General features: G+C 63.4%; 6 protein-coding genes. 5 read left to right on the top strand and 1 reads right to left on the bottom strand.

Annotated elements, in window-relative coordinates:
- Window position 1 precedes the first annotated feature (1 nt).
- Window positions 2-655, top strand: coding sequence for a GAP family protein (locus AC2VOP_RS06430; protein WP_486960199.1), 654 nt, complete (start codon window positions 2-4; stop codon window positions 653-655).
- Here the strand turns inward: AC2VOP_RS06430 and AC2VOP_RS06425 are convergent.
- Window positions 575-11,683, bottom strand: a complete 11,109-nt coding sequence (locus AC2VOP_RS06425) for an SDR family NAD(P)-dependent oxidoreductase (protein WP_486960180.1) — start codon at window positions 11,681-11,683, stop codon at window positions 575-577. The two genes, AC2VOP_RS06430 and AC2VOP_RS06425, sit on opposite strands and share 81 nt — an antisense overlap.
- A gap of 402 nt (window positions 11,684-12,085) precedes the next feature.
- Here AC2VOP_RS06425 and AC2VOP_RS06420 point away from each other — a divergent pair, with 402 nt between their 5' ends.
- The 4 genes from AC2VOP_RS06420 to AC2VOP_RS06405 form a co-directional block, all read left to right on the top strand.
- Window positions 12,086-13,507 (top strand): condensation domain-containing protein, encoded by a 1,422-nt coding sequence (locus tag AC2VOP_RS06420; RefSeq protein ID WP_486960198.1) that lies wholly within the window; start codon window positions 12,086-12,088, stop codon window positions 13,505-13,507.
- 16 nt (window positions 13,508-13,523) lie between these two features.
- Complete coding sequence (locus AC2VOP_RS06415; RefSeq protein ID WP_486960179.1) at window positions 13,524-16,472, top strand: MMPL/RND family transporter; 2,949 nt, start codon at window positions 13,524-13,526, stop codon at window positions 16,470-16,472.
- Between the two features lie 114 nt (window positions 16,473-16,586).
- Window positions 16,587-17,720 (top strand): acyltransferase PE, encoded by a 1,134-nt coding sequence (pe, locus tag AC2VOP_RS06410; RefSeq protein ID WP_486960178.1) that lies wholly within the window; start codon window positions 16,587-16,589, stop codon window positions 17,718-17,720.
- An 80-nt stretch (window positions 17,721-17,800) separates the two neighbouring features.
- Window positions 17,801-18,446: AMP-binding protein (locus tag AC2VOP_RS06405; RefSeq protein WP_486960197.1), on the top strand; the 646-nt coding region annotated here is incomplete at its 3' end.

The raw sequence follows: 18,446 nt of genomic DNA, 5'->3' as shown, positions 1-18,446 counted from the left end.
GATGTTGACCACCGTCGTGGTGATGGCTTTAGCCGTGAGCCTCGAACCGTTCCGGATCGGTATGGCGGTCCTGATGTTGAACAGGCCGAGGCCGATGCTGCAACTGCCGGCGTTTTTATGTGGCGGTTTCGCGATGGGGATGACCGTGGGCTTAGCTGTCCTGTTCGTCTTTCGCCGCAGACTACTGGGATCTACCTACTTCACCTTGCCCAAAGTTCAAATTCTCATTGGCGCGCTGGCGCTGCTGGTTGCTGGCGTATTGGCCGCCAAGGACATCACGGGGTGGTTCGGTTCGCGCCCAAGAATGTTGACGACGCGGGCCCGACGGCTGCTGGGCGGTCGTTCGCTATGGGTGGCGGGGGTGGCCGGCATGGGGATGGCATTGCCGTCGGCGGACTATCTGGCCGCGCTCGCAGTCATTTTGGCATCTGGCTCAGCGGCCGTCACGCAAGTCGGGGCTTTAGTGATATTCCATATCGTGTCGTTTGGCGCTGTGGAGATTCCCTTCCTCGCTTATGCGATCGCGCCTCACGCAACCCGTATCTCGATGGCCGCAGTGCACGATTGGATCCGGTCACGTCGCCGCATCGAGGTCGCTACCTTGCTGGCTGTCGTCGGCGGTGTCCTGCTCGCGATCGGCGTGGCGGGTTATTGACGACCCGGAGCCCTCAATGACCGCAGGCCCGCCTGCTGCGACGGGTTCCGCCTCGTCCGACTGTGCCTCCGATTTTGACAGCTGATCGGCGAGGTACTCAGCGAGCGAACCAATCGTCGGATAGTCGAATACCGCGGTGACGTTGATCGTCAACGTTCCACCGAACTGGCTGTGCAACCGGTTGCGGAGCTCCACTGCCATCAACGAATCCGTACCCAGGTCCAAGAAGCGGCTGGTTGCGGGAGGCGGTTGCGCGAGCCGCAGGAAACCCTGAACTTCGCGCTGCAGGAATTCGGTGATGAAACCGGCGCGCTGCGCCACCGGTATCTCCTGTAGTTGCCGCAGCAGCTCACTGTCGCCGGGTGTCTCTGCGATCGCGCTCGGCAACACGAGGTCCAGAATCGCTGGCCGAGAACTGCCGAACACCTTCGCGGCACGCTGCCAGTTGGCCTTGAGGACGGTCGCCTGCGCTGTTCCGTTGGCGACAGCTTCGGCGAGCGCGCTGAGGGCAGCCGAGGGTTCCAGCGGCACCAGGCCCTGCGCCCCGAGATTGGTGCGCGCGGCCTCCGAGGACGCCATGCCACCCTTCGCCCAGGGTCCAAAGTTGATACCGGTCGCCGGCAAGCCCTGTGCCCTGCGTTGCGCGACCAGCCCGTCGAGCAGCGCATTGGCGGTCGAGTAGTTGGCTTGGCCGGGTGGACCGAGCACGCTGGACACCGAAGAAGACACGACGAAGAAGTCGAGATCGTCGTTCTTCGTCAGCCGATCCAGATAGCAGGCGCCGAACGCCTTGGGCGCCAGCGTTACCCGGAAACGTTCGAGGCTCTGCTGTGAGAGCAGTGCGTCGTCGAGCACACCCGCCAAATGAGCAACTCCCGCCAGCGGCGGCAGCTCCGCACGGATCCGATCCAGCAGCTTTGCCACCTCGGCCTCGTCGCCGACGTCGGCCGCGAAGGTGTGGATGCGGCACCGGTAACGCTCAGTGATGTCGTCGATCGCTCGTTGTGCCTCCGCATCGGGCGCGCGCCGGCTGGTCAACACGATGTCACCGGCGCCGAGTTGGGCCAAATACGACGCCGTGTGCAGGCCGATTGCGCCGAGTCCACCGGTGACCAGATAGCTCCGATCACCCCGCGGCTGCAGCGGGTTCGGAATTTGCAGCACGATCTTGCCAATATGCCGCGCTTGCTGCATGCGGCGAAACGCCGTCTTCGCCTCTGTCAGCGGGTAGATCTCGACAGGCAGTGGTGCCCATTCGCCGCTGGCCAGCCCGTCCGATACCTGCTTCAGCAGGCCGCGAATTCGCTCGGGGTCTCCCACGGTCGTCGCGTCCAGCGCAACGATCTCATAGGCGATATCGGGACGAGCCGCCGCCATCTGTTCACGCGTCCAGATGTCGCGTTTGGCGATCTCGGCGAATCGGCCGTTCTGCGCGGTGGCTCGGACCGTCGCTTCGACGAACCCCTCATTGGTCAGGCTGTTGAGTACCACATCAACACCCGAGCCGCCGGTATCCGCCAGGATTTCGTCGGCAAAATCCGTGCTCCGGGAATCGTAGACGTACTCCACACCTAGCTTGCGCAGTGTCGCGCGTTTGTAGGCGCTGGCGGTGGCGAAGACGATCGCACCGTGCTGCTGCGCCATCTGGATGGCGGCCAACCCGACACCGCCGCTGGCGGCGTGAATGAGCACACGATCACCGGGCTTCAGCTGCGCCCAGTCGAACGCCAGCCGGGCGGTGAGTGCCGCAGCGGGGATGCTCGCCGCCGCGGCCGCGCTCAGCCCGTCGGGCACCGGCGCCAGCAACTGGACCGGCACATTGAACCGGCTGGCGAACGCGCCCTGCATGAAGCCGAAGACGCGCTGGCCGACTTCGAGTCCGGTGACGCCGTCTCCTAACTGTGTGACGACACCCGAGAAGTCACCGCCGATCGGGCCCGGGTCTCCAGGGTAGAGGTCCAGTACATTGAGCACATCCCGGAAGTTCAAACCGGCGGCCTCCACCCGGATCTGCACATAGCCCGCATCCGGTGGCGACACTTCCGCTTCGGTCAGACGCAGGTTGTCGATCGCGCCGCGTTCAGTGGGTGCCAGGACATAGTCGGTGGCGCGCGGCAGCGCGAGATGGCCGCTGCGCGCCCATGGCAGCAACCGGGATGCCAGGAACTTTCCTTGTCGCAGTGCGAGTTCGGGTTCGTCGACCGGTGTGGCCAGCAGAGTGGCCAGAGCGTGCACAGCCTGCTGCGATCCGTCGTAATCGACCAGCTTGCAGCGCAGAGCCGGTTCCTCGTTGACGATGGTGCGCCCGAGTCCCCACAACGCCGCCTGCACCGGATCGACCGGCTCGCCGGGTTCGGTCGCCACAGCTCGTTCGGTGATGATCCACAGTCCGCCGGGAAGTTTCACCGACCCGTCGCCCTGCACGGTGTGCACGACGCTGAGCAGGTGGGCGATCTCGTTCTCCAGCCGCGTGGCAGATTCAGCGCTCGACTCTTCTGCACTTGGTCCGGTGCTGCGCACGACGATGCCGGCAAACGGCATACCGCGCTCGTGAGCCTCTGCCACCAGCTGCCCCAGGGGTGCCGGATCCGTAGTCCGGTCAACGGGGATGCAGCCCGGCAGTTCGGCCGCCAGCTCGTCGAATCCGGCAATCAGCCATGTGCCACTGACGTTTCCGGCGTCATCGTTCGATGGCTGGGACGGCACCTCGTGCCAGCCGAGGCTGTACAGCAGCCGGGTGGCATCGCCGCCGAGCCCGCGCAACAACGCTTCTCGAGGTGCTCGTTTGACGGTGAACTCGCGAATCCCACCCAGGTAACGGTTGTCCCGATCGACGAAATCGAGATCGAAAGCCTGGGTTTCGGAGTCGAGGGCGCTGGTGTGCCACCTGGCACGGCAATAAAACCGCCGAGGCATCTTCTCCCGCAGCGCCACTTGCCCGTACCGCAACGGCAAGAACAGATCGTTCACCCCCAGCTCGGCCGCAAGGAGTGCCGGGAACGCCGGGAAGGCGATGCCGGTGCACAGGTCGAGCAGCACCGGATGCATCGGCTCTGTTCCGAGTTGTTCGGCGAGTTCTTCGCCGACGGTGATATCGCCGATCGCCTCGCCCTCGCCGAGCCACAGTGACTTCAGTGAGCCCGACCAGTTAGGTCCCCACGCCAGCTCCATGTCGGCGAAGGTGTCGAACAGCTCCTGGGGACGCATGCGTTCCATCCGCTCGATGGCCGCGTCGACGGGATCCGCCGGGTCGGGTATCGGATCGTCATCGATACCAGAGATGACCGTTCCGTCGGCGTTCAACGACCATCCGGCATCGCTAACACCGTATGGGCGGCTGTGTACCCGGAAGCTCCAGCGGTCGCCATCCTCGAGCGGATGCAAGGTCAGCTGTACCTCGCGGGAATTTTTGTCGCCCAGAATAATCGGCTCATAGAAGAAGACGTCTTGAACCCGCGCCGGAGGTTCAACAGCGGCCAGTGCCATCGCGGCGTACGTTGCACCCGGAACGACGACGGTGCCATAGATGACGTGGTCGGAAAGCCAAGGTTGCGATTTCACCGACAGCTTGCTGGTGTATACGGAGTCGCCAGACGCGAGATCTTTGGCACTACCGAGGATGCCGGATACGACGGCACCGTCGACGGCGATCGCGGAAGTCTTCGGCCAGAAGCGACGGCGCTGGAACGGATAGGTGGGCAGTTCGAGTCTGTGGCGAGGTTGCTTATGCAACGCAGAGAACTCAGGCCGATGGCCGCTGACATAGACTGCGGCGAGCGCTTCGGTGATCTGGCGCCGATCACCGACACCCTTTCGGAGTGAGACGATCGCACGTGGCGTGGCCAAATGTTCCGGCCAGACCTGAACCGCAGCACCGGTCAGAACCGGTTGTGGGCCGATCTCCATCAACACCGAACATCCCAGCGCCGCCACGGTGCGCACGCTTTCGGCAAACTGCACCGGCTGGCGGGAATGCCGCCGCCAATATTGGGCGTCAAGCGGGGATTCCGCCATGAGTACCGTTCCGGTGCGGTTGCAGACCAATGGCAATGTCGGCACGGCAAAGTGCAACCGCGCTGCGTAAGACTCGAATTCGTCGAGCACAGGCTCCAGCAGCTCCGAGTGGAAGGCGTGGCTGGTCTCCAGCCAGCTGCAGCGGATTCCGTCGTCGCCAAATTTGGCGACTATATGTTCTAGATCCTCTCCCGGACCCGAGAGCACCGTGTTGGGGCCGTTGTAGGCGGCAACGGACAACCGAGGAAATTCTTTGGCGACTTCCTCGACGTGCTTGGCGTCGGTGAACACCGCCACCATGCGCCCACCATCAGGCAGACTGCCGAACAGCCTGCCGCGCTCGGCCATCAGCCGCACCCCGTCCTCGAGGCTGAAAACCCCGGCCACACACGCCGCCGCGTACTGGCCCACGCTGTGCCCCAGCACCACATCGGGCTCGACCCCCCACGACTGCCACAGCCGGGCCAGGCCCATCTCGACGGCGAAAAGCGCTGGCTGGGCAAACGAGGTGTGCCGCAGTGCTTCCCCGGTCGCGCCCTCGCCGCCGGTGCTCCTGTCGGTGGTGAACAGCACCTCCAGCAACGGGCGCGGCAGTATCTCAGCGACTGCGTCCGCGCAACGTGCCACCGTTTCTGCGAAAACCGGCTCTGCCTGGAACAGTTCGCGCGCCATGCCCGGATACTGGCTGCCCTGCCCGGTGAACAGCCATGCTGTCGTAGGCCGGTCGGCGCACTCGCCACGCAGCACACCTGGGCGCAGCCGGTTCTCGGTCAACTCGGCCAAACCCTCAGCTGCGGACTGTACCGAGTCCACGACGAGCGCGGCCCGGTGTTCGAAATGCGAACGCCCCACCCCAGCCGTCAGGCACACGTCGGCGATGTCGACCTCCGGGTGGGTGTTCAACCAGGACCCATAACGCTGCGCCAACGCCACCAGCGCCTTCGGTGACCGCGCCGACAGCGCCAGCACGTTGACCGACGCCTCTGGACCGTTCGGCTGCGGCGCCACCGGGGCGTCGTCTGCCGGTTGGGCCGGAGCATCCTCGATCAGCACGTGTGCGTTCGTGCCGGTGAACCCGAAGGAGCTTACGCCGGCGCGCCGCGGCCTGCCGTTGGCCTGCCACGGGATCACCGTGTCCACGACCCGAACCGGCAACGAGTCCCACGGGATGTGTGGTGACGGTTTGTCAAAGTGCAGGCTTGGCGGCAGCGCTCCGTGCTGCAGCGACAATACGACTTTGATCAGTCCGGCTGCCCCCGAAGCCGACTCGAGATGACCGATGTTGGTCTTCACCGATCCCATCAGCAGTGGCCGGTCCGCGTCGCGGCCCGTCCCATAAACGGCGGCGGCTGCCTGCACCTCGATCGGATCACCCAGCGGGGTACCCGTCCCGTGCGCCTCAAGGTAGTCGACGTCTCCGCCGGCCAAACCGGCGCGAGCCAGTGCTGCGCCGATAAGCCGTTGCTGTGCACCACCGTTGGGCACCGTCAAACCACTGGAGGCACCGTCTTGGTTGACGGCGCTACCCGGGATGACCGCGGCAACCCGGTCGCCGTCGCGCACCGCATCGCTTAGCCTCTTGAGCACCAGAATCCCGCAGCCTTCACTGCGCACGTAGCCGTCGGCGGAGGCGTCGAAGGTCTTGCATTGGCCGACGGGGGAAAGCATCCTGGCACGTGAGGCGGCGATGACGGTGACTGGACTCAGCAAGACGTTCACACCGCCGGCCAACGCCAGATCGCAGTCACCGGAGTGTAGTGCCTGGCAGGCCTGGTGCACGGCCACCAACGACGAGCTGCATGCGGTATCGACCGCCACTGCCGGACCTTCGAGACCGAGCGCGAAGGCAACTCGGCCGGAAATGGCATTGAGCGCATTGCCGGTGATGAAGTGGGGCTCGATTTTGTCCACCGACTCCGACGACAGCAGATGCGCATACTCGTTGGCCGCCACCCCCACGAAGACACCGGTTCTGCTGCCGCGCAACGCGGACGGCGCGTACCCAGCTCTTTCTAAACCCTCCCAAGCAGTTTCGAGCACCAGCCGCTGCTGGGGCTCGATCCACACCGCCTCACGCGGGGAGATACCGAAGAATTCCGGATCGAATCCGTCGACTCCTTCGAGGAAGCCCCCGAAGCGGCTATAGATCTTGCCCGGAGTCTCTGGATCCGGATCGTAGAACTCGTCGATGTCGAAACGGTCTTCCGGGACTTCCCGGATCGCATCGACACCGCCGGACAACACCTCCCAAAAAGCTTCTGGGTCGGGCGCGCCGGGGAAACGGCATGACACCGCGACGATCGCAATCGGCTCATCGGTGCGTGTAGTCACTGCTGAGGCCGGTGTAGGCCCTGACTTGGCGGCTGCCTGCTCGCCGAGCTCGAGCACATCGCCGATCAGGTAATCCACCACATCGGACAAACGTGGGTAATCCATCGCCAGGGTTGCCGGTATCTCGGTACCCACACCTTGCTCGATGCGGCGCCGCAATTCGACGGCCATCAGCGAATCCATGCCGAGGTCGAAGAATCCGGCATCCTCACGGATTTCTGCGGGATCGACGCGCGTCACCTCCGCTACCGCGTCACGAAGATAGTCCGCCAGAAGCTTCCTGCGCTGCTGCACCGGAGCGCCTGCGAGCCGCTCGACCAGCTCGGTCTTCCCGGATGCCGTTGGTGCCGGCACCACATCGGGCACCTCTCGCTCCACCTCCGCCAGGAATGAGCGCCGGCCCGCTTGCTGGTAGAGCGGCAGGAAGCGAGCCCAGTCGATCCGGGCCACTATTCCTTGTGCGGGGCCTGGTGCTGCGCTCTGCGCGGAAGCCGTGATGAGATCGGCCACACCGGCCAGAGCATCAGCCGGTGACAATGTTCGGATCCCGCGCTTAACTAACCGCGTACGAGCCTCCTCGTCGGCCATGCCCATAGTCCACGGACCGAAATTGACGCTGATCGCCGGAACGCCCTGCTCGCGCAGCCGCCAAGTCAAACCGTCGAGGAAGGCGTTAGCCGCGCTATAGGCGGTCTGGCCGAATCCTCCCCAAACTGAGGCGATCGAGGAGGTGCTGAGGAAGAAATCCAGCTGCAGTTCGCCCGCTGCTTCGCTCAAATGCCAGGCACCCCAGACTTTCCCGGCGAAGACACGATCCACTTCGGCATCGTCCAGGGTGCTCAGCGGGGTGTTACCGATCTCGCCTGCGGCATGGACTATGCCGGCCAACGGCGGTAGTTCGGCCTGCACGGCAGCCAACAGGCGGGCGACGTCGTGTGCATCGGCGATATCGGCTGTCAGAACCCGTAACTGGCAATGGTGCTGTTCGCTCAACGCGGCGATGCGCTGTTGCACCGTGTCGCCGGGCGAGCGCCGGCTGGTCAGCACGAGATGCCGGGCGCCGTGGGCGGCCAGGTATCCGGCGATCTCCAGCCCTACCGCCCCCAGTCCTCCGGTCACCAAATACGTTGCGTCATCGCGCAGCGCCAGCGGTGTCGCGCTCGGCTGACTGGCCCGTCGAACCAGCCGGGGCAGGTAAATCGCTTGATAGCGCAGCGCTATCTGATCTTCGCTGCGTGGTTCCGCCGCCACCTGGTCGATCAACCGTGACCATTCGTCGGCCGTGCCTTCGCCCAGATCTGCCAGTCCGCCCCAGACTTGGGGATGCTCCAGCGAGGCGGCCCGGGCGAATCCCCACAGGCAACTCTGGTCCGGTGAAACGGCGTCGGCGTCGGTGACTTGTTGTGCGCAGCGGGTGACCACCCAGATCGGTCTGCGCAGCTCGGCGGCGACCGCGGCGCGGATGAGCCGTCGGGTTCCGCCCAAGACTCGGTGTTGCATCCGCAGCAGCGACCGCATCGACGGCGCGGTGTCAGAACCGAGGGCCGCGACATGCAGGACACGTAACTCCGGTTCGTCTGCTACCGCGGCACGCAGCGTGGCCTGGAGCTGTTCCTCGTCCGCATCGGACGTCGGCAACCCGAAAATCCGATACTGGTGCCCGCGCGCGGTCAGGGTCTTGACCAGCGGCTGAACCGCATCGGTGTTGTCGCCGACGAGGAGCCATGCAGATCTTTCGCCGGCTTCTGTAGCCGAGTCTGTCGCGGTGGATCTCTCCCATCGAACCTCGTAACGCGTGTCCGTGATCGACTGAACTTTGCGCTGCTGGTTGTGTTGTGCAGCAAGTTTCGTCAGAACATGGCGAGTCTGACGACCAGGGCTCGCACCGTCAAGTAAGACCGCCAGTTCCTCGATCCGGCCGTCCTCGAGAAGACGGACGACTTCAGTGCCCGCGGCGATGTGCTGTTGTTGGTTGGGAAGTTCCCGATTGTCTCGATACCAGTACGGGCGATGCTCGAACGGATAGGTGGGCAGGTCGAGCTTTCGTGCGTGTGTAGGCCGGAGAGCATCAAAATTGGGTAGGTGGCCCAGGACGTACACGTCAGCGAGGGCCTCGGTGATCTGGCGGTGGTCGGCGGTGTTTCGACGCAGCGATGCGATCGCCCGCGGTGCAGTGCCCCGGTCGGGCCATGCGCGAAGAGCTGTAGCGGTGAGCACCGGTTGTGGGCCGATCTCGAGCAACACCTTGCAACCCAAATCTGCAAGGGTGCGAACGCTTTTAGCGAATTCCACCGGTTGCCGTGCGTGGCGACGCCAGTAGTTGCCGTCCAGCTTCGTAGTCCTGCCGATCGGGGAGCCGGTGCGGTTGCACACCAAAAGCCTTTGTGGCGAGGCGTAATGGAACTGATCTGCGTACGACTCGAACTCGTCGAGAATTGGGTCCAGCAGCACCGAGTGGAACGCATGGCTGGTATCTAGCCAATCACAGCGGACACCGTCGGCGTTCAACCCGGCCACTGCTTGTTCCAGATCCTGTGCGGGCCCCGACAGTACGGTGTTGGCACCGTTGTAGGCACCAACCGACAGACGTGGGAACTCGTCGGTCAGGCGCTCGACACGCTGGGCGGCGGTGAACACCGCGACCATCCGACCGCCCGCAGGCAAGCTGCCGAAGAGCCGTCCGCGTTCGGCCGTCAGCAGCGCCCCGTCTTCGAGGCTGAAAACGCCGGCGACGCAGGCCGCCGAATACTGGCCTACGCTGTGCCCCAGCACGACATCAGGGGCGAAACCCCACGACTGCCAGAGCTGGGCCAAGCCCATCTCCACTGCGAACAAGGCGGGCTGGGCGTAGGTGGTCTGCCGCAGGCTCTCTTCGCTATCCGGGTTGTCCGCATCGAAAATGACGTCCAACAATGGTCTGTCGAGCACACCGGATACCACTTCCGCGCAGCGGGTCACTGCCTCGGTGAACACGGGTTCAGTGTCGAATAGTTCCCGGGCCATGCCCGGGTACTGGCTGCCCTGACCGGTGAACAGCCACGCTGTTTTCGGCGTGTCATCGGATATTCCGCGCACCAGACCGGGTGCCGGGCGGCCGTCGGCGAGCGCACCGAGCAGCTCAGCAGCGGACTCCTTCGAGTTGACCACCAGCGCGGCTCGGTGCTCGAAGTGTGCTCGCCCCACGCCGGCGGTAAAGCACACGTCCGCCATGGTGGCTTTCGGGTGTGCACTCAACCAGGTGCGGTATTGATCGGCGATCTGCAGCAGTGCGGTGGGCGTCCGCGCCGATAGCGGAAGGATGCTGAACCGTCGGCCCTCAGGCGCCTCAGCTGGACTCGGGACCACCACGGCCTGACTGACATCGTCGGGCGCTTCCTCGAGAATGACGTGCGCGTTAGTCCCGGCGAACCCGAACGAGCTGACTCCCGCAATGCGGGGCCGGCCGTTGCGTTCCCAGGCGGTGGCCTCCTGCACAACCTGCACGGCAAGCCGGTCCCAGGCAATGTGGGGCGACGGATTGTGGAAGTGCAAGTGTTGCGGCAGTATCCCGTGCTCAAGGGAGAGGACGACCTTGATGACACCCGCAATCCCCGCGGCTGCTTCCAAATGCCCGATGTTCGTCTTCACCGAGCCGATCAACAGCGGCTGCCTCGGATCACGCCCTGCGCCGAACACCGCACCCGCGGCCTGCGCCTCGATCGGATCGCCCAATGAGGTTCCGGTCCCATGTGCCTCCAGGTATCCGACGTCGCTGGGCGCGATACCGCTCCTTTTCAGTGCATCGGCGATAACCCGTTCTTGGGCAACACCGTTCGGCACCGTTAAGCCACCGGATGCGCCATCCTGGTTGATCGCGCTGCCCCGGATGACAGCCCGAATCCGGTCGCCGTCGCGGATCGCGTCTGCAAGCCGCTTGATGACAATGACGCCGCAACCTTCGCCGCGCACATAGCCGTCTGCGGCAGCATCGAACGTCTTGCATCGGCCGTCGGGAGCGAGCATGTGGGCCTGCGAGAACGTGATCATGGTCGCCGGGGTGAGTAGGACGTTCGCGCCCCCGGCTAACGCGAGGTTACATTCGCCCAGCCGCAGCGCTTGGCACGCCTGATGGATGGCCACCAACGACGAGCTGCACGCGGTGTCGACGGCGACCGACGGACCCTGCAGCCCCAACCGGTAGCTGATCCGGCCCGCGGCTGCGGCATTCGACGTACCGATTGCCAAGTAGGCTTCGATCTCGGGATAAGTCAGATCGTCGGACAGCATCCCCAGGTAGTCGTGGGTGGCCAAACCGACGAACACGCCGGTATTGGTGTTAGCCAAATCCGTTGGCGCGGTACCTGAATGCTCCACCGCCCGCCACGCGGTCTCCAGCAGCAGCCGATGCTGCGGGTCCATCAACCTGACCTCGCGCGTCGACATGCCGAAGAACGGTGCGTCGAACCCCGTTACATCGTCGACGAAACCCGCCCGACGGGTCACGACCTTTCCGGGCGTACCGGGCTCCGGGTCGAAGAACTCGTCGGCATTCCAACGGTTTTGGGGCACCTCCGAGATGGCATCGCGCCCCTGGCACAGCATTTGCCAGAATTCTTTTGCATCTGTGGCACCCGGAAAACGCGCCGCGTAGCCGACCACCGCAAAACCCGGTGACGGCTGACTCAGATCCTCAAGGGCTGCCATGTGTCGTTCTCCCTGCCTCGGCCGGTCAAGATCCACGCGGGCGGACCGGTCGCGCCACAGCACCGTGGCCGCCGGCCGGTATTGCGAGGGCCGCACCGACACCAAAGAACCTGTTGCCAGGACGGTTGTCGGCCTACGTTCTATCCCCATGGGCGGCCCGATTGCACGACTAGAGTGCCTGCCGGCGGCCAGTATTGCAAGGGCAGGGTCGGAATGAGCAAGCTATCGCAGGTAGAGTCACCGGGCCGCTGGTTCTCACGCCGAGGTGCCGGCCACCAGATCGGCGAGCTGTTGCATTGGGCACACTCGCGCGGTGCGACGGCCGAGCGGGTTATCCTGACCTGGCTACCGGCGCGGCCGGAGCCGTTCAAGCCGAGGAGGCGGAACGAGGAGGCAGAAGGTTTGCGCATCGGGGCAATTACGGTCGGCTCACTCGATGAATGGACGTTGGCCGCAGGCTCAGTCATCTCCTGGCACCCGACGGCTGTGGCTGTCGAGAAGGCTCGGCAGGCGCCGGTCAGTTCGGTGCCGGTCAGTTACATGCAGGGCCAACATCTTCGTAACTTTTGCGAACGGACAGCAACGGGTCAGAACTTCTCCCGCCAGATCATCGCTAGTTGCGATGTGCCCGGCCAGTGTGATATCTCCGCGATGGATCACGCAGTTAACGCATACCTGCGTCGGCATGACACATTCCGCAGTTGGTTCGAACATACTGACACTGGTGAGTTCATAAGGCATGCGATCGATGATCCGGCCGCTATCGAATTCGAACCTATCGATCACGGCACCATGACGGTTGAGGAAATACGCGCCCACGTCGTGACGATACCGAGTCCGCTGGAGTGGGGTTGCTTCACCTTCGGGATCATCCAACATGAGAGCGACTTTACGTTCTTCGCCGCCATGGATCATATCCACGGGGATGCAACGTTGATCGGCACGACGATGTTGGAAGCCAACGGAATGTATTCGGCGTTGAGCGCAGGCGGTGCACCTCTTACGTTTCCCGATGCCGGCAGCTTTGACGATTTCTGTGCCCGCGAGCGCGAGTACACGTCGGCGCTAACCGTCGATTCTCCTGGAGTACGCAAATGGATTGACTTCGCCGAAAACAACAATGGTGGCTTTCCTGAGTTCCCGCTCCCCCTGGGTAACCCGTCCGACTCGACCAGCAGTGACATGGCCTCCGAACTCCTGATGGACGCGGCTCAGACAGAGCGGTTCGAATCAGCCTGCATGGCGGCGGGCGCACGCTTCGTCGGTGGTTTGTTCGCCTGCCTTGCTCTGGTGGAACATGAGTTTACAGGTGCTCTCACGTATTACGGACTCACTCCGAGAGATTCCCGCACCGCCTCGGACAGCTTTATGACACAGGGCTGGTTTACCGGCTTGATCCCGATCACCGTGCCAATAGGTGCGGCCTCTTTCGGAGCTGCTGCATGGGCAGCGCAGACTTCGTTCGATTCAGGTCTGGACATGGCGAAGATACCGTATTACCGCGTATTGGAGTTAGCGCCGTGGTTGAGCTGGCCACGACCGAACTTTCCGGTGTCGAATTTCTTGCATGGCGGAGCCGCGCCGCTGAACGCCATTCTTGCGGCAGCTGACATGGGACTTGCGAACAATATAGGGATCTATCCCGACGGCCGGTATTCCTATCAACTGACCATCTACACATTTCGATACGGGGAGGGCACGGTCATGGCGATCATGCATCCCGATAACCCGGTCGCTCAGAAATCGGTTTCCCGCTATATGGAGGCGGTGAGGGCCGTGTGCGCGCGGGTCGCTGACAGCGGGCACTGGGGACGCGTCGCATAGTGTGGGGCTGCTCGATATGCGACGGCTAGCCGATTTTGTGGTGCGGTGGCCCCGGCTCGTGGTAGGCATTTGGGTCGCGATTGCGATGGCACTGCCCCTGATGTTCCCATCCCTGGTCGAGACGGCCCAGAAGCACCCGCTCACTATCTTGCCCAGCGATGCACCGTCGAACGTCACTGCGCAAAAGATGGCCGAGGCGTTTGACGAATCGGGCTCAGAAGACCTCCTGGCGGTGGTCCTCACCGACGACAAGGGGCTTGGTCCCGCCGACGAGGCCACATACCGCAAACTGGTCGACGCGCTGCGCCAGGACACCCGAGACGTCGTGATGCTGCAGGATTTCGTCAGTACGCCGCCCCTGCGTCCGGAGGTGACCAGCAAGGACAACAAAGCCTGGGTACTGCCGGTCGGCGTTGCGGGCGAGTTGGGCACGCCGCAGGCCTACGCCGCTTTCAAACAGATCGGCGGAATCGTCAAAAACGCAGTGGCCGGAACGACTTTGACGACAAACCTCGCCGGCCCCGCGGCAACCGTCGCCGACCTGACGGTCGCCGGCGATCACGATCGGCTGCCGATCGAGCTGGCGATCGCCATTCTGGTGCTCATCGTCCTGCTGGTGGTTTACCGCAGCGTGATCACCATGGTGCTGCCGTTGATATCGATCGGGATATCTCTGGTGATCGCACAGGCGGCCGTGGCTGGATACTCCCAACTCAGCGGGTCGGGCGTCTCGAACCAGTCCATCGTGTTTCTGAGCGCGATCATGGCGGGCGCCGGAACGGATTACGCGGTGTTTCTCATCAGCCGCTATCACGACCAGCTGCGGTCGGGCGCGGATTGTGATCAGGCGGTCAAGGGGGCAATGATCTCGATCGGAAAAGTGATCGCTGCATCCGCCGCCACCGTCGGAATCACCTTTCTCGTTATAAGCTTCGCCCGAATGGGGGTGTTCAAGACGGTGGGAACGTCGTCGGCGATCGGGATCGGCGTCGCATTCCTTGCCGCCGTGACGTTGCTGCCGGCGATTGTGGTGCTGGCCGGGCGACGCGGCTGGGTCAAGCCACGGCGCGAACTGACCGCTCGTTTCTGGCGACGTTCGGGCATACGCATTGTGCGCCGACCAAGGGCCCATCTGGCTGCCAGCATGCTTGTGCTGATCATCCTGGCCGGCTGCGCCGGCTTCGTGCACTATAACTACGACGACCGCAACGCGCTGCGGTCTTCGGCGCCGAGTTCCGTCGGGTACGCCGCGCTGGACCGCCATTTCGCGGTAAATCAATTGATTCCGGAGTACATCCTCGTCCAATCACCGAATGACCTGCGTACGGCGCAGGCCCTTGCAGACTTGGAGCAAATGGCGCAACGGGTCAGCCAGTTACCGAATATCGCTGCAGTCAGCGGGATCACCCGTCCCGCTGGGGTTGTGCCGGAAGAATTTAGAGCCACATATCAGGCGGGCGCTATCGGTGCTTTTCTGGCCGATGGGTCCACCCTGATCAACGACCACACCGATGAACTGAACCGGCTGACCAGCGGGGCCGACACGCTGGCCACCAGCCTCCGCGATGTGCGCGGACAGGTCAGTCGACTCGCCGGCAGTGCCCAGAGCCTGATCGACTCCTTCTCATCGATGAAGAATCAGTACAGCGGCGACACCCTGGTCAAAGAGGTCGACACCATAGCCAAGCTCATCGACCACGTCAACTCACTCAGCAATGCCATGGGCTGGAATTTTTCAGCCGGCAAGGACATGTTCGCCTGGATAGGTCCGGTGCTGACCGCGTTGCAGGCCAACCCGATCTGCGATACCGATGCGTCCTGCAGCGCCACGCGCTGGGAGTTCGAACGATTGGTCGATCCGCGCGCGCAAGCAGACCTCGAGGCGATCAGCGACTTGGCGGGACAACTACAGTCGTTTCCGGACAAACAGAGCCTGAACGCATCGATAGACCGAGTGCGTCGCACATTCGCGAACTTCACCGCGGTGATGCATTCCATGGGGCTGGACCAACCCGGTGGACTGAAGAAGAACCTGACCCGCCTGCAAGCTGGCGCAGACCGGTTCGCCGATGGGAGCCGGCAGGTGGCTGACGCGGTGGCACAACTCGTCGACCAAGTCAAACAGATGGGTGCCGGGCTCGGTGAGTCATCGGCATTTCTGCTGACGATGCAGCATGACGCGGCACAACCGGCGATGGCCGGGTTCAATATCCCAGCCCCGCTGTTGCACTTAGCGGAGTTCAAGCAGGCCGCAAAGATGTTCATTTCTCCCGACGGCCACTCGGTGCGGTACGTGGTCCAAACCAAACTCAATCCGTTCAGCACCGAAGCCATGGATCAGGTCGGCGCAATCACTGCGGCCGCTCGGGGAGCCCAACCGAACACCCAATTGGCGGATGCCACCGTATCGACGGCGGGATACACCGTGAGTCTGCGAGACACCCGCGACTATTACGAACACGACATCCGGTTCATTATCGCCGTGACCCTCGTCGTCGTGCTACTGACCTTGGTTGCCCTGTTGCGTGCGGTTGTCGCGCCGCTGTATCTGGTTGCTTCCGTTGTGGTCTCGTATTTGTCGGCGTTAGGCATTGGTGTGCTGGTATTTCAACTCGCATTCGGCCAGCAGTTGCATTGGAGCGTGCCCCCACTGGCATTCGTGGTGTTGGTCGCGGTGGGAGCCGATTACAACATGCTGCTCGCCTCGCGAATGCGTGATGAGTCGCCGCACAGCATGCGCTACGGCGTCATTCGCACCCTGAGTTCGACCGGCGGTGTGATCACCGCGGCGGGCGTGATCTTCGCCGCCTCGATGTTCGGTCTGCTGTTCTCGAGCATCGGCACCGTGGTCCAGGGCGGTTTCGTGATCGGTGTCGGAATCTTGCTGGATACCTTCTTGGTGCGCACCATGACGGTACCCGCCATCGCCGCGCTGGCCGGGCGGGCGAACTGGTGGCCGTCATGACCGGGATTGCGGCGGTCGTGGTCGCCGGTCGGCCGAGCCGGGCCAGAACCCGGTTAGCGTGAACCTTCGATGTATGTGAAACTACAGGACGATGCCGAGAGGTCAGGGGTAGCGATGAAGACAGCCCTCGCAGGAGTTGCCGTGCTGCTAGCTGTCGGCGCCACCGGATGCTTCGGCATTGGGGTCACAGCAGCCGATGACACGCCGGCTGGCGGGGCACCAACCCCGACAACCCCACCAACCTCCGGAACGTCAACCGGCGGAACAGCATACGCGCTCGGAGGCGCTCGCGTTCTGGGTATCCCCTACGACGAGTACGTACGCCGCGAGGGTGATGAATGGTTCCCCGGCCTGAGGCGACAAATGGTTGGCTATCCCGCAGGGCAGGTTCAGGGCCATGTCTTGGAACGGCTGTTCCCCGGCATAGGCCGGCTCAACGAGCTCGTCCCTGGTCTCGGTGCGGACGGCCCCAGCGTGGGCGAGTCGGTCGCTGCGGGAGCGGATAGCCTCGATTCAGCGATACGCAACGGTGGCCCCGGTACCGCGATCGGCTTATCTGAGGGTGCGTTCGTGGTAGACGCCGTGCAGGCTCGGCTGGCAGACGATCCAACCGCTCCACCGCCGGACAAGCTGAACTTCGCCACATTTGGCGGCCCTACTGCGCGTCATGCCTTCGGTCAGAGTTTTCTGACCGCCATGTTCCCGGTCGGGTCCGTTGTTCCAGCCCTCGACTACCGGATGCAGCCTCCGGTGGAGAGCCAATACGACACCAAAGTTTTCGTCTCCGCCTACGACGCGATCGCCGACTTTCCCGACCGGCCGGACAATCTCCTCGCCCTTGCGAACACGCTCATGGGCTTCGCTACTGGCCATACCGCGATTGCCTTCACCAACCCGAGCATGGTGCCGCCGCAGAACATCAGGTCGACGGTGAACTCCAAGGGTGCGACAACAACGACGTATTTGATCCCGGAAAAACACCTTCCGCTCGTCATGCCGTTGGCTTACCTCGGGATTGACGAGGACACGCTGAATCAGCTTGACGCGGTGCTGACGCCTCGCGTCAACGCGGGCTATTCGCGGAACGACGATCCGCTGACCGCACCGATCCAAGTGGATCCGGTGAACGGCTACGATCCCGCGGCCGTCCCCGTACCGGCCACCCAGGTTCCTTTCGGCGCCGGCGCTGACCCACTTTCACAGATCCTCTCGGGTGCCATGTCGGCGTTGTCTCAGGGCAAGGGCTGACGTCGACGGCGAGCCGACGGAGTTGACATATTGAGTACGGACGCAATGTGAACTCGACGTCCCAGCCCGCTATTCTCTCGATGCTGCACGGACGTGCCAGCCTCCGCCCCCATGACGTAGCGTTCACTTTCACCAATTACGAGCACGACTGGGCGGGTGTCCCCCAGCGTCTCACGTGGTCGCAGTTGTCTCGGCGAACACTGAATGTGGCACGCGAGCTCAGCTCCCACGGGTCGGTCGGAGACAGGGCGGTGATCCTGGCTCCCCAGTCCCTTGATTACATTGCGGCGTTCCTGGGATCTCTGCAGGCTGGGCTGATCGCAGTTCCGCTCCCGCTGCCGCACCGCGGTTCGAGTCATGAGCGGGTCAGTGCAGTCCTTGCCGATACGTCGCCCTCGATTGTTCTCACCACGTCGGCGGTCGCAGAAGATATTGCCGAACATGTTAGTCAAGCACGCCTGGACGCTGTTCCCAAGATCGTCGAAATCGACTCGATGAACCTGGATGCCGATGGCGGAACACGTATTCGGACAGGGGATTTGCCCAGCACGGCCTATCTGCAGTACAGTTCAGGTTCAACCCGACTGCCGACCGGGGTCATGGTCTCGCACCGCAACCTTCAGGTGAATTTCGAGCAGCTGATGCGTGGTTTTTTCGCGGACTCCCACGTTGAAGTCCCGCCAAATACGACAATTGTTTCGTGGTTGCCTTTTTACCATGACATGG

The organism is Mycobacterium sp. TH-M106 (assembly GCF_057473765.1).
This window is presented reverse-complemented; position numbering and strand designations above follow the sequence as displayed.